Source organism: Microbacterium sp. zg.B48, assembly GCF_024623505.1.
Lineage (GTDB): Bacteria > Actinomycetota > Actinomycetes > Actinomycetales > Microbacteriaceae > Microbacterium.
Map to the genome: position 1 here is coordinate 14,979 of NZ_JANJFE010000003.1, position 12,918 is coordinate 27,896.

At 70.4% G+C, this 12,918-nt stretch carries 14 protein-coding genes; 5 read left to right on the top strand and 9 right to left on the bottom strand.

Features of this window, described 5'->3' with window-relative positions; genetic code table 11:
- Positions 1 to 8 precede the first annotated feature (8 nt).
- Together NQ152_RS01880 and NQ152_RS01885 are read left to right on the top strand one after the other, a co-directional pair.
- Positions 9 to 1,160 carry a cysteine desulfurase family protein gene (locus NQ152_RS01880; protein WP_257523058.1) on the top strand — a complete coding sequence of 384 codons (1,152 nt, stop codon included), beginning with the start codon at positions 9 to 11 and terminating at the stop codon, positions 1,158 to 1,160.
- Entirely contained in the window at positions 1,157 to 2,122 is a 966-nt protein-coding gene (locus tag NQ152_RS01885) for a glycosyltransferase family 2 protein (protein ID WP_257502399.1), read from the top strand. The genes NQ152_RS01880 and NQ152_RS01885 overlap by 4 nt, the downstream gene beginning before the upstream one ends.
- A 10-nt stretch (positions 2,123 to 2,132) precedes the next feature.
- Here NQ152_RS01885 and NQ152_RS01890 read toward each other — a convergent pair whose 3' ends face one another.
- Entirely contained in the window at positions 2,133 to 4,196 is a 2,064-nt protein-coding gene (locus NQ152_RS01890) for an ABC transporter ATP-binding protein (RefSeq protein ID WP_257523059.1), read from the bottom strand.
- Between the two features lie 92 nt (positions 4,197 to 4,288).
- Positions 4,289 to 4,924: a DUF1345 domain-containing protein gene (locus tag NQ152_RS01895; RefSeq protein ID WP_257502398.1), complete on the bottom strand. Its 636-nt coding sequence runs from the start codon at positions 4,922 to 4,924 to the stop codon at positions 4,289 to 4,291.
- Positions 4,925 to 5,057: 133 nt separating this feature from the next.
- Here NQ152_RS01895 and NQ152_RS01900 point away from each other — a divergent pair, with 133 nt between their 5' ends.
- Together NQ152_RS01900 and NQ152_RS01905 are read left to right on the top strand one after the other, a co-directional pair.
- Entirely contained in the window at positions 5,058 to 6,575 is a 1,518-nt protein-coding gene (locus NQ152_RS01900; protein WP_257522818.1) for a DHA2 family efflux MFS transporter permease subunit, read from the top strand.
- A gap of 116 nt (positions 6,576 to 6,691) precedes the next feature.
- On the top strand, positions 6,692 to 7,270 hold the full coding sequence (locus NQ152_RS01905; protein WP_257522819.1) for a carboxymuconolactone decarboxylase family protein: 579 nt from the start codon (positions 6,692 to 6,694) through the stop codon (positions 7,268 to 7,270).
- Between the two features lie 22 nt (positions 7,271 to 7,292).
- Here NQ152_RS01905 and NQ152_RS01910 read toward each other — a convergent pair whose 3' ends face one another.
- The 3 genes from NQ152_RS01910 to NQ152_RS01920 form a co-directional block, all read right to left on the bottom strand.
- Positions 7,293 to 7,805, bottom strand: a complete 513-nt coding sequence (locus NQ152_RS01910) for a hypothetical protein (protein ID WP_257522820.1) — start codon at positions 7,803 to 7,805, stop codon at positions 7,293 to 7,295.
- An 89-nt stretch (positions 7,806 to 7,894) separates the two neighbouring features.
- On the bottom strand, positions 7,895 to 8,020 hold the full coding sequence (locus NQ152_RS01915) for a hypothetical protein (protein WP_257502395.1): 126 nt from the start codon (positions 8,018 to 8,020) through the stop codon (positions 7,895 to 7,897).
- Positions 8,021 to 8,057: 37 nt separating this feature from the next.
- Entirely contained in the window at positions 8,058 to 8,906 is an 849-nt protein-coding gene (locus NQ152_RS01920; RefSeq protein ID WP_257522821.1) for an Fpg/Nei family DNA glycosylase, read from the bottom strand.
- 139 nt (positions 8,907 to 9,045) lie between these two features.
- On the opposite strand from NQ152_RS01920, the gene NQ152_RS01925 reads away from it, so the two are divergent.
- A complete protein-coding gene (locus tag NQ152_RS01925) occupies positions 9,046 to 9,384 on the top strand; it encodes a hypothetical protein (RefSeq protein WP_257522822.1) in 339 nt (112 codons plus the stop codon).
- A 12-nt stretch (positions 9,385 to 9,396) separates the two neighbouring features.
- Here the strand turns inward: NQ152_RS01925 and NQ152_RS01930 are convergent, their stop codons facing one another.
- The 4 genes from NQ152_RS01930 to NQ152_RS01945 form a co-directional block, all read right to left on the bottom strand.
- The gene (locus tag NQ152_RS01930) at positions 9,397 to 10,320 is read right to left on the bottom strand and encodes a S1C family serine protease (RefSeq protein WP_257502392.1); all 924 of its coding nucleotides are present in this window, start codon (positions 10,318 to 10,320) and stop codon (positions 9,397 to 9,399) included.
- 99 nt (positions 10,321 to 10,419) lie between these two features.
- Positions 10,420 to 10,914, bottom strand: a complete 495-nt coding sequence (locus tag NQ152_RS01935; protein WP_257522823.1) for a metallophosphoesterase family protein — start codon at positions 10,912 to 10,914, stop codon at positions 10,420 to 10,422.
- A 28-nt stretch (positions 10,915 to 10,942) separates the two neighbouring features.
- Entirely contained in the window at positions 10,943 to 12,289 is a 1,347-nt protein-coding gene (gene gdhA / locus NQ152_RS01940; protein ID WP_257522824.1) for an NADP-specific glutamate dehydrogenase, read from the bottom strand.
- Positions 12,290 to 12,471: 182 nt separating this feature from the next.
- Positions 12,472 to 12,876, bottom strand: a complete 405-nt coding sequence (locus NQ152_RS01945) for a RidA family protein (RefSeq protein WP_257522825.1) — start codon at positions 12,874 to 12,876, stop codon at positions 12,472 to 12,474.
- Positions 12,877 to 12,918 lie beyond the last annotated feature (42 nt).

The window sequence follows — 12,918 nt, forward strand, 5'->3', positions numbered from 1 at the left end:
CCATGAGCATGCTCTATCTCGACAACGCGGCCACGACACCCGTCCGGCGCGAGGTGCTCGAGGCGATGATGCCGTTCCTGACCCGCTGGTTCGGAAACCCGTCGAGCCGTCACACCGTGGGCGAAGCCGCCGCCGACGCCTTGGCGGATGCCCGCTCCCGTGTCGCCCGCGTGCTGGGGATGCGCCCCGGCGACGTGATCTTCACCTCCGGCGGCACCGAGTCCAACAACCTGCTGGTGAAGGGCGCCGCCATCGCCGCGGCGAGCGGCCGCGGCGCGAGACACCTGGTCACCACTCCCGTCGAGCACGAATCGATCCTGGAGTCGGCCGCCTACCTGGCGCGCGTCCACGGGTTCGAGGTGACGCACGTCCCGGTTGACCGGTCCGGCCGGGTCTCCCCCGCCGACGTCGCCGGCGCCGTGCGCGAAGACACCGCCCTGGTCAGCCTCGGCTATGCGAACAACGAAACCGGCACTGTGCAGGACATCGTCGCCGTGACGGCGGCCGTCCGCGCCACCGGGGTGCGCGTGCCGATCCACATCGACGCGGTCCAGGCCGCCGGTTGGCTGCCGCTGGATGCGGGCGAGCTGGGGGTGGACGCGGTCTCGCTGGCCGGCCACAAGCTCGGCGCGCCGAAGGGGACCGGCGTCCTGGCCATTCGCGCCCGCGTGCCGCTGGAACCGCTGATGCACGGCGGCGGGCAGGAGCGCGGCCGCCGAAGCGGCACCGAGGATGTCGCCGGCGCCGTGGGGTTCGCCACCGCCCTCGAACTGGCCGAGGCGGAGCGTGCGGCGGCATCCGCCCGCGTCGGCGACCTGCGGGACCGGTTCATCGCCCGCGTGCTGGACCGGGTCCCGACAGCACGTCTCACCGGCGACGCGGTCCACCGTCTCCCCGGGACGGCCAGCTTCACGTTCGCGGGCACCAGCGGCGAGGCGGTCCTGCTCGAGCTGGAGCGCCGCGGCGTGGTCTCCTCCAGCGGCTCGGCGTGCGCGGCGGGCAGCGACGAGCCCTCGCACGTCCTGCTGGCGATGGGCGTGCCGCCGGACCTGGCCCAGACCGCGGTGCGGTTCACCTTCCCCCACCACCTCGATCGGCCCCTGGATGCCGTAGCGGACGCGGTTGCGGCATCCGTCCTCGCCGTACAATCGGGCGGGTGAGCACCCCCGCCGCAGTCACCGTCATCGTGCCCGGCCACGACGTCGCCCGGTACGCCGCCGATGCTCTGGCGTCGCTGCGCGCGCAGAGCATGCCGGATTGGACGGCGATCCTGGTGGACGACGCGTCCACGGATGCCACCGCCGAGGTGTTCGCCGCCGCTGCGGCGGCCGACCCGCGGTTCCGGTTCGTGCGGCACGAGCAGCGGGCCGGACTGGGCGCCGCCCGCAACACCGGCCTGGACCTGGTCGAGACGCCCTTCCTCGGCTTCCTCGACGCCGATGACACGTTCACGCCGAACGCGCTGCAGCGACTGCTCGGCGTGCTCGATCAGAGCGGCAGCGACTTCGCTCTCGGCGCCTATGTGCGGCTGCGACCCGACGACACCGGCGGGTACCGCCTGGGTGAGGTGCAGCCGTGGGTCCGCGCCTCCAGCGCCCCGGAGCGGCGCGGCACGACGATCGACGAGCACCCCGAGGCGTCGGCCAACATCGTGGCGTGGTCGAAGGTGAGCCGCACCGACTTCTGGCAGCGGACCGGCCTGCGGTTCCCCGAGGGTCGCCTGTACGAGGATCAGATCGTGGCGCAGCAGATGTACGCCCGGGCGCGCCGCTTCGACACCGTCCCGGATGTCGTGGCGCACTGGCGGGTCCGGGCCGATGGGTCCTCGATCACCCAGCGCGAGGCTCAGCTGGACGTGCTGCGGGACTGCCTCGCGGCGATGGATGCGGGACTGCGCGTCCTGGAGTCCACCGGCCACCCGCTGGCCGCGCAGGCGCGGCTCGGACAGCTTCTGCGCATGGATGTCCCCCGGTTGGCGCAGATCGCACGCACGCACCCGGATGCCGCGTACCGCCGCGCGCTCGGCGCGTTCACCCGCGAGATCTGGGCCCGCGCCGGCAGCGCACGCGCAGACCTGGATGCGGCCTCCGCCACCGTGGTCGACGCCGCGCGACTGTGGTAGCCCGCCCCGGCTAGCGGTCGCCGAGCCGCGGCCAGGGCTCGTCTTCGGCCAGGTCGTCGGCCAGAACCGGCAGCGGTCCGGTCAGCGACAGCGAGCCGGCCAGCACGGCCAGCGGATCATCCGGGGGGACCCGAGCGGGCTCGTCCGGGGCGCGGTCCGCGCGCCGCGTGGGCAAGGTTCCGAGCGGCTCGGTCGCTTCCTCCTCGAGGATCCGGGACGCCGCGAGCTGCTGGGCGGCCAGATCTGCGTACAGCCCGCCCTCGGCGATCAGGCCGGAGTGGGTTCCGGACTCCACGATGCGACCCGCGTCGACGACGTGGATCACGTCGGCGCCGATCACCGTGGAGAGGCGGTGCGCGATCGTCAGCGTGGTCCTGCCTCGGGCTGCGGCATCCAGTGCCTCCTGAACGACGCGCTCCGAGACCGTGTCCAAGGCCGATGTGGCCTCGTCGAGCAGAAGAACGGGCGGATCCTTCAACAGGACGCGCGCGATCGCGATGCGCTGCTTCTCACCGCCGGACAGGCGATAGCCGCGCTCTCCCACGATCGTGTCGTACCCCTCCTCGAAGCCGGAGATGATGTGGTGGATGTTCGCAGCGCGGCACGCCTCTTCCAGTTCCGCCTGGGTCGCCTCCGGCTTGGCGTAGCGGAGGTTCTCGCGGATCGTGGCGTGGAAGAGGTAGGTCTCCTGCGAGACGATTCCGACGTGGTCGATGATCGATTCCTGCGTCAGCCGCCGCACATCCTCACCCGCGAACAGGACTGCGCCGCCGGATGCCTCGTACATCCGCGGCGTCAGGTACAGGACGGTGGTCTTGCCCGCCCCCGACGGGCCGACGAACGCGACGTGCTGCCCGGGCTCTGCGGTGAACGAGATGCCGCGCAGGGTGGGTGGGGCGTCCGGGCCGGCATCCGGGTAGCGGAAGACCACGTCACGGAACTCGATCCGGCCGACCGGACCCGGGGCGGCCGCGACCGGAATCGCATCCGGGGCGTCGCTGATGGCCGGCACCAGGTCGAGGTACTCGAAGATGCGCGCGAAGAGCGCGCCGGATGTCTGCACATCCAGCGCCACCCGCATGAGGCCCATCAGCGGCATGAGCAGGCGGGCCTGCACGGTCGTGAACGCGACCACCGTCCCGGCCGTGATGGCATCGCTTCCGCCGGTGATCAGGTAGCCGGAGACGAGGTAGATCACCGCGGGGACACTGGCCATCAGCACCTGGACGACGGCGAAGAAGCCCTGGCCGCTCATCGCCCGCCGCACCTGCAGGCGCACCTGATTGACGTTCTCGGCACCATAGCGGGCGGACTCGGTCCGCTGGCGGTTGAAGGACTTCGACAGCAGGATGCCCGAGACGCTCAGCGTCTCCTGGGTGATCGCGGTCAGCTCGGAGAGGGATTCCTGCGTCTCGCCCGCGATGCGAGCCCGCACCTGCCCGACGCGCCGCTGGACCACCACCAGGACCGGCATCATCACCACCGCGATGATGGTCAGCCGCCAATCGATGATGATCATCGCCACCAGCGACGCGGCCACGGTGACGACGTTGCCCAGGATGCTGGTGACGGTGTTGGTCAGCACTCCCGAGACGCCGCCCACGTCGTTCTGCAGCCGGGATTGGATGACCCCGGTCTTGGTGCGGGTGAAAAAGCCCAGCTCCATGGCCTGCAGATGCTCGAACAGCTTCACGCGCAGATCCCCGGTGACGCGGTTGCCGACCGTCGAGGTGAACCAGGTCTGCAGCACGCCGAGTCCGGAAGAGAGCACGAACAGCCCGACCATGAGCAGAACCAGCCGCAGCAGCAGGGACAGGTTCGGTCCGCTGCCGTCCGTCGGAAAGAGCGCGTCGTCGAAGATCCGCTGCACGATCAGCGCCGGAACCACGGCGATCGCGGCGCCTGCGATCACGAGCACGCCGGTCAGCAGGATCTGCATCCGATACGGGCGGAACAGGCCGATCACGCGGCGGCCGAGATGTGGGATGCGGGGCGCTTCGGCGTTGAGCTTCTTCTGCGCCGCGATGTCGACCGGGCGGAATCCCACCGCCGGTCCACCACCCCGCCCGCCCATGCTCACGCCTGCAAGCCTAATGACGCACGCCGACGCGGGGGCGGAGTCGGCCGGTCCGCCACGGCACTGCTACCGGGACTCGACCGGAGCGGTCACCCGAGGTCGATGACGAGGTTGACGACCGTGCCGATGATCACCGCGCCGAACAGGTACGCCACCAGGGACTGGGCGATCACGAGCCGACGGATCGCGTTGGTGCGCACAGCGCTGTCGCCGACCTGGTAGCCCATGCCGATGCCCACGGAGAAGTAGACGAAATCGGTGTACGACGGGTCCTCTTCCTGGTTGAAGTCGATTCCGCCGACCGGAGCGGAGTAGTACAGGTGCGCATACCGCAGCATGTAATCGGATTGGATGAGGGCCCAGGACGCCGCGACGCTGACCACCGCGATGGCGGCGAGCAGGTACGACTCCAGCTCCGATGTGTCCTGCGTCTGGATCAGCACGACCACCACCGCGCCCAGGCTGGCGATGCTGCCGATCAGGGCGACCAGCCGTGCGAACGATCTGCCCGGATCCTCGCCGGTGGCATGCTCACGGGTCTGCGGACCGTCCATCGGCCAGACCAGCAGCGACACCCAGGCGACGTTCGTGGCGGCCGCGCCCGCCCAGCCGGCCAGCAGCCCCGCCGCCCACCCGAGCACGGGGCCCACAGCGACGACGACGATCGCGCCGACCGCGATCGCGACACCCGTCCGGAATAGGACCGCTCGGCGAACTGGACTCATGGCCATACGCGAATATTTCCACGCGATTCGGGAATGCCGCGCCCGACGTGGCCGTTACTGTGTGGGCTCGTCCTTTTCGTGTGACCGCCTGCGGGATGTTGTCGTGCACGCCCATCCCCTGAGGAGACGCCCTATGGCCGCCACCGACATCTCTGCCCGCACCGACAGCGTCGTGGTGCCCCCGGGCGCGATCCTCAGCCGCGCTGACAGCCGCATCATCTGGCTCCTGCTCGGGGCCGCCTTCGTGGCGATCCTGAACGAGATGACGATGGGGGTGGCCATCCCGCATCTGATCACCGATCTGGGGATCACCGCCGTCGCGGCCCAGTGGCTGACCACGGCGTTCATGCTGACGATGGCCGTCGTCATCCCGATCTCGGGCTTCCTCCTGCAGAGATTCACCACCCGCGCCGTGTTCGTCACCGCGATGGGCCTGTTCTCCCTGGGCACTCTGATCGCATTCGTGTCCCCCGGATTCCCGCTGCTGCTGGTGGCGCGCGTGGTCCAGGCATCCGGCACCGCCATCATGATGCCGTTGCTGATGACGACCCTGATGACGCTCGTGCCCGCCCACTCGCGGGGCAGGATGATGGGCCGCGTCAGCGTCGTCATGTCCCTGGCCCCCGCGATCGGTCCGACGCTGTCCGGCCTGCTCCTGGACACGGTCGGCTGGCGCTGGATCTTCGGCATCGTGCTGCCGATCGCGCTGATCGCACTCGCCGTCGGCGCGCGCTGGATCCACAACCTGGGTGAGCCGACGCGGGTGGCGATCGACGTACCGTCGATCATCCTGTCCGCGCTCGGCTTCGGCGGGCTGGTGTTCGGTCTCAGCCAGATCGGCGGGCCGGCCGCCCACGGCGGTGGCGCCGCGGCCGCAGCCGCCGCCGACGCCCTGTCCACGACGACGCTGGTGGTCTCCTTCAGCGTGGGCGCGGTGGCTCTCGCGCTGTTCGTCTGGCGTCAGCTGCGGATGCAGCGCACCGATCGCGCGCTGCTTGATCTGCGCGTGTTCCGCTCGCTGAACTTCTCGCTGTCCATCGCCCAGATGCTGCTGCTGTCGCTGTCCTTCTTCGGGACGCTGACCGTCGTACCGCTGTACCTGCAGACCGTGCTGCGCGTGAGTGCGCTCGAGACCGGTCTGATCCTGCTGCCCGGGGCGCTGGCGATGGGGCTGGCGGGGCCGCTGATCGGCCGCGTCTACGACCGGTGGGGTACGCGTGTGCTGCTGATCCCGGGGTCGTTCATCGCCGTCGCGATGCTGTGGACGTTCACGAGCTTCGATCAGTTCACTCCGATCTGGGTGATCGCGGTGTCCCAGACGGTGCTGTCCATCGGGCTGGCTCTTTCGCTGACTCCGCTGTTCACCGCGTCGCTGGCGTCGCTGCAGCCGCGGTTCTACTCGTACGGGTCCGCCGTGCTCGGCACGGTGCAGCAGGTGGGCGGCGCGGCCGGCATCGCGCTGATGATCACGATCCTCAGCGGGGTGCGCGACACCGCGATCGGTCGCGGGCTGTCCGAAGCGGCGGCCGGCGCGGCCGGAGCGCAGGCCGCGTTCACGATCGCCGCGATCGCGGCTCTGCCGCTGATCGTGGGCGCCTTCCTCATCCGCAAGCCGGTCGACGGCATCTCCGCGCCGATCGCCATGCACTGACACGCCGATTCTTCCGGGCGCACGTCGCGGGCGGATCTCGTCAGCGGCGTGTCGCGCATGGCATGCTGAGCGTTGCCCCGGCACGACCGGCCGGCGCGCGAGGAAGGAACCCGGCCGTGATCGTTCACCCGCCCCCCGCCGACAGCGCTGTCGGCACCGTCGCCGAGATGTACGAAGCAGACCTCAGGGAGGACGGCTTCGTCTCCAGCGTCACCCAGGCGATGGCACTGAACCCCGAGGCCCATTCCGCGTTCGAAGCGCTGATCGCGGCGATCGTGCCTTCGATCGGTGTGCGCACGTACGAGCTGGTCACCCTCGCGGCCGCCCGCGGCATCCCCTCGCCGCATTGCCTGCTCGCGCACGGCCGCAAAGCACTTCGCGCCGACGCGCTCGATGAGGATCAGCTCGAACGGGTCGCCCTCGATTACGAGTCGGCCGGATTGGAGGAGGCCGACGTCGCGGTGATGCGGTTCGCCGAGAAGATCTCCACGGATGCGGCGTCCATGACGGACGACGATTCGCGGGTGCTCCGCGAGTACGGGTTCACCGACCGCCAGATCGTCGACATCGCCCTCGCCGCGGCAGCTCGGAACTACCTCAGCCGCGCGTTGCGCGCCCTCGCGGTGCCGGTGCAGGAGATACCCGGCCTGAGCCCGCGGTTGGTGCGCGCGCTGCTGTCCCCCGTTCCCGGGTGAGCGCCGCGGCCACGCCCGACCGCTAGTGGTGGATGAAGGCCTTCATCGCGACGATGACGAGCCCGAACGCGGCGGTGGTGAGCGCGCTGACGACCCGGACCCAGAAGCGCGAGGTCCACTTCAGCACGGCCAGCCAACCCAGCACCCCGAGCGCGACCGTATCCACCACCAGAGCCGTCCAGACCGCCAGGTCGTCGTCCACGACCCGGGTCACGCCCAGCAGCAGCACCGCGATCGGCGCCAGCGAGATCAACAGCATCCCCCGCGAGTGACGGGCCGCAGCGCGCAGGCTCTGCGGCAGGCCCGCTTTTCCCTCGGTCAGGGCGAGGCGGGCGAGGGTTCCGGCGTAGACGTGCGCGGCGAAGAACACCAGCACCGTCACCACGACAGTCACGAGCGCACTGAGCGAGGTGCCCGTCAGGTTGTAGCTGACCACGATCATGCCGGACACGAGGATCAGCCCGTACACGGCCTCTTCGGACATGAGGATGCGGGAGACCCGAGGGGTCATTCCCAGCACCAGTTCGTCGCTCATCGCCGCCTCCCCTTACAGAGTGTCAGAAGGGGTTGCTCCCGCGGGTGGATCCGGCGACGCGATGAGCGGTCAAATCCGCTCGACGCGGATCAGTTGGCTGAACCGCAGGCCGAACCACCGCAGCAGGAACCGCTGGATTCGACCACCGTGAGGAGGTTCTTCTCCTCGGCGATGGGCTGGAGGGTCACGGGGGCGGGCTGCTGCGAAGTCGTCATGGCATCATCGTAGTCGCGTCCCCGCTGCGGCGGCGCATCACGACAGCACCACGCCGCCCGTCTGGCACGTGGGGCAGTACTGTGCGGCCGCCCCGGAGAACGCGAACTCCCGGATCCGGTCCCCGCAGACCGGGCAGATCGCACCCGTCTTGCGGTGGACCTGCAGCGCCGCATGCTTGGCGGCGCGCAGCTGCGATGGCGGTGTCCCCCGCCGCGCGTCGACCGCGCCGGTCAGGACGCTTCGGGTCTGCGCGGCCAGCCGCGCCACCTCGTCTTCGCTCAGGGTCGCCGCGTGCGTCAGCGGTGAGATCTTGGCTGCGTGCAGGATCTCGTCCGAGTACGCGTTGCCGATGCCGGCGAAGGCGGTCTGATCCTGGAGGAGGGCCTTGATCTGCTTCCGGCGACCGGAGAGGACGGCCGCGAACGCGGCGGGGTCGAAGGACCCCGAGAGCGGGTCGATGCCGAGCTTGGCCACCGCGGGCACGTCGGCCGCCCGCGGCACGATGTGCAGGGTCAGCGACTTCCACTGTCCGGCATCCGTCAGGTCGAATCCCGACCCGTCATCGAGCCGGAAACGCGCCATCAGCGTGGCATCCCCCGCGCGTTTCAGTCCCTCGGGGGCGACCTCGTGCCAGGGCACCCATCCGTCGTGGCCGAAATGGACGACCAGGTGCAGCTCGCCGCCGGCCGCGTCCGCCGTGGCGATATCGATCATCTTGCCGAGCCGGGTCACGTCGCTGACCCGGCGCCCGATGAGATCGGCCGGGGCGGGACGCTGCGTCTTCAGTGCTTTGGGCAGCAGCACGTCGGCGCTGCGGATCACGCGGCCGACCGTGTGCGCGCGCAGGAAGGACGCGAGTTCCTGAACCTCCGGCGACTCGGGCATGGCCCCATGATTCCACGGGGCTCGGACCTGCGGTCGGCCCCGGTTGCCAACGCCTGCCCGCCCCGGGCGGCAGGTTATGCCTGCGCACCCGACATGACAACCCCTTGGCCGGGCGTGCGCCGACATTCACGATGGGAGGATGCTGCGTCTGCACTACACGGGAGACTGGGTGCTGATCGCCGACGACGTGGGCGAGGCACTCGTGGCCTACGCGCGCGCCCTGGCGGAAGCGAAGACCGCGGCCGTGATCGTCGTTCCGGTGGTCGCCGCGGACGGGCAGGTGCAGAACGCGGAATTCCTGTTGGGCCCGGCCAGCCAGCTCTACCTCACCCAGGCAGAGGAGGTCGCGCACGCCGAAGAGGCCGACCGCGAGGTCGTGCGGGAGTTGCAACGGCGCACGCGCAACCTGCAGACCACCATGACCTTCTCCAGCGAACCGGGCGCCGCCGAGGCGCCCTTCGACCACGACGCCTCCTAGCGGCCGGACCGCTCAGGAGACGCGGAGCTCCTCCGGCTCCACCACGATGTCGACCAGGGCGCCGTTGCGCCAGACGGTCATCTCGATGCGGCGACCGATCGCGTGCTCCACCATGAGCCGCTGGATGCCGGTCGCGCTCGTGACGGGAATGCCGCCGACGGAGATGACGATGTCTCCGCGTCGCGCCCCGGCCGCCGCAGCGGGACTACCCGCCACGACGGAGGCGACCTGCATGCCGGTGCGGGAGCCGACGCGGGCCGCAAGCTCGGGACTGAGTGTGATCTCCGCTCCGGCAACACCCAGCCACGCGCGCCGGACCCGTCCGCGCGCGATGAGCGCGTCGATGATCTCGCGCGTGGTGGTGTTGATGGGCACGGCCAGGCCCAGGCCGATCCCGGCGACCGCCGTGCTGACGCCGACCATGCGCCCGCGGCTGTCGGCCAGGACGCCCCCGCTGTTGCCGGGATTGAGCGAGGCATCGGTCTGGATCACCTCGTCCACCACCCGCCCTGATCGGGTCGGCAGCGAGCGTCCGAGTGCCGAGACGATCCCCGCGGTGACACTGCCGGCAAGGCCGAGCGGGTTGCCGAGCGCCACGACGAGCTGTCCCACTCGAAGTGTCGACGCGTCACCCCACGGCACCGGAGGCGGGACATCGCCGTCCGCGCGGAGTACGGCGAGGTCGGACAGCGGGTCACTGCCCACGACGCGTGCGGACAGCACCGTTCCGTCCGCGAACGCGACCTCGGCGCGGTCCGCGCCGGCGACCACGTGCGCGCTGGTCAGCAGATGCGAGTCCGTCGAGATCACCGAGGCGCTGCCGGCGCCCTCCCCGCGTGCGGTGCGCACCGTGACTGCCGCGACGGAGGGCAGCAGCGTCTCGGCGATCCGCACCACCGCGGCGGAGTAGGCATCCAGCGCGTCGTCCTCGTTCATGCGACCATTCCAGCACCGCCCGGTCGCCGTGCGGCGACGTTCGCCCAGGGCGCACGCTGCCGGACCGGTTCGATGGCGATCAGCCGGTCCGCGCGGGGATCACAGTTCGACGAGCCGGACCTCGCGGATCCTCGCGTCCTCGACCAGCGCGGTCATCATCGTGCACCGGGGCTGCCGCCGGCGGTCCGTCGGTGATCCGGGGTTCAGCAGCCGGAGTCCTCCCGGGGTCTGCGTATCCCACGGGATGTGGCTGTGGCCGAAGACCAGCACGTCGGCGTCCGGGAAAGCGGCGTCCGTTCGCGCGTGGCGCCGCGCCGCGTCGCCGGTCTCGTGGATCACGGCGAAGCGGACGCCCTCGATGTCTCGGCGCGCCGCCTCGGGCAGCCGCGCGCGCACGTCCGGTCCGTCGTTGTTCCCGTACACGCCGAGCACCTCGGCGTGCTGCGAGAGATCGTCCAGCACGGATGCCGCGACCCAGTCCCCGGCGTGGATGACGAGGTCGGCGGCGTCCGCCGCAGCACGCACCGGTGCCGGAAGCGCGCGGGCGCGCCCCGGGATGTGGGTGTCCGAAACGAGAAGCAGCCGCGTCACCATGCCAGCGACGTTACGTGAGGCGCACCGGCTACACGATGCCCAGGGCCAGCATCGCGTCGGCCACGCGGGTGAACCCGGTGATGTTCGCGCCGGCGACGTAGTTGCCCGGGTTGCCGTACTCGTCGGCGGTGTGCAGGCACCGGTCGTGGATGGACCGCATGATCTCGGCCAGGCGCCGCTCGGTGTACTCGAAGGTCCAGGAAGCCCGGGAGGCGTTCTGCTGCATCTCCAACGCGCTGGTGGCCACGCCGCCCGCGTTGGCGGCCTTGCCCGGCGCGAAGCGCATGCCCGACTCGGCGAACACGCGGATCGCCGCGGGCGTCGAGGGCATGTTGGCGCCCTCGGCGACGATGAGACAGCCGTTGCGTGCCAGCGTCAGCGCCCCGGACTCGTCCAGCTCGTTCTGCGTCGCGCACGGCAGCGCGATGTCGCACGGCACGTCCCAGATCGATCCGGTCGCGCTGAACACGGCGCGGTTCCGGCGGTCCGCGTACTCGCTGATGCGTCCGCGCTGCTCGGTCTTGATCTCCTTCAGCAGCTCCAGGTCGATGCCGTCCTCGTCGACGACGTATCCGGACGAGTCCGAGCACGCGATCACGACTCCGCCGAGCTGGCGCACCTTCTCGATCGCGTAGATGGCGACGTTGCCGGAGCCGGAGACGACGACCTTCTTGCCCTCGAAGGAGCCGCCCTGGGCCCGGAGCATCTCGTCGACGAAGAACACCACACCGTAGCCGGTGGCCTCGGTGCGCACCTGCGAGCCGCCCCAGGTCAGGCCCTTGCCGGTGAAGACGCCGGACTCGTAGCGGTTCGTGATCCGCTTGTACTGCCCGAACAGGTAGCCGATCTCCCGGCCGCCCACGCCGATGTCGCCCGCGGGCACGTCGGTGTACTCGCCGAGGTGCCGGTACAGCTCCATCATGAACGACTGGCAGAAGCGCATGACCTCGGCGTCCGAACGGCCCTTGGGATCGAAGTCGGATCCCCCTTTCGCGCCGCCGATCGGCAGCGCGGTGAGCGCGTTCTTGAAGATCTGCTCGAAGCCGAGGAACTTCACGATCCCGAGGTACACCGTCGGGTGGAACCGCAGCCCGCCCTTGAACGGGCCCAGAGCCGAATTGAACTCGACGCGGAAGCCCCGGTTCAGCTGCGCGCGGCCGCTGTCATCCACCCACGGCACGCGGAAGATGATCTGGCGCTCGGGCTCGCAGAGCCGGCGGATCACTTCGGAGTCGGCGTAGGCGGGATGCTTGGCCACCACGGGGCCGAGACTCTCCAGCACTTCGCGCACCGCCTGGTGGAATTCCGTCTCTCCCTGGTTCCTGCCGACGACTTCATCGAATACGGAAACAAGACGGTCATCGAGCACAGCCACAGCGGATCTCCATTCCGGTGGCGCTCGGTACTCGCGCACACCATCGTCGAACTTATCGCGCACCGGGCCCCGACGCCGCATCGGGGCCTCCCGCCGTGCGGTCGCCCGCGCGCGGCCGACGCCCGTGCGGCGCGGTTCCGCTCGGGTGAGCGCTCCAACCTGCACCGGACATCGGCGGCGGGCTACCGGGGGACGATGGCGTCGAACTCGACCTCGACGAGCTGATCGGGGTAGGCCAGCACCGTCACCCCGACCAGGGTGCTCGGAAACTCGCTGCCGTCGAAGATGCCGGTGAACGCCTGCCACCCGGCGTACAGCTCTGCTCGCTCGGCGGATGCGATGTAGATGCGGGCGCGGACGATCGAGTCGAGATCAGCGCCGGCGTGACGCAGGACGGTCCTGGCGTTCTGGACAGTGACCCGCATCTGCTCGGTCACATCGCCCGGAGCCACGACGGCCCCGCTCGCATCCAGGGGGGACATCCCCGCCAGCAGGATCATCCGACCGTCCGCGGGCAGAGCGATCCCGTGCGCGTACGTGGTGGGCGCGAGGGCATCCGCACGGAACGGTCCGGCGTGTTCAGGCATGCGAGGGCTCCTTCTGCAGAGAGGACGACCGGGGACCCGGTC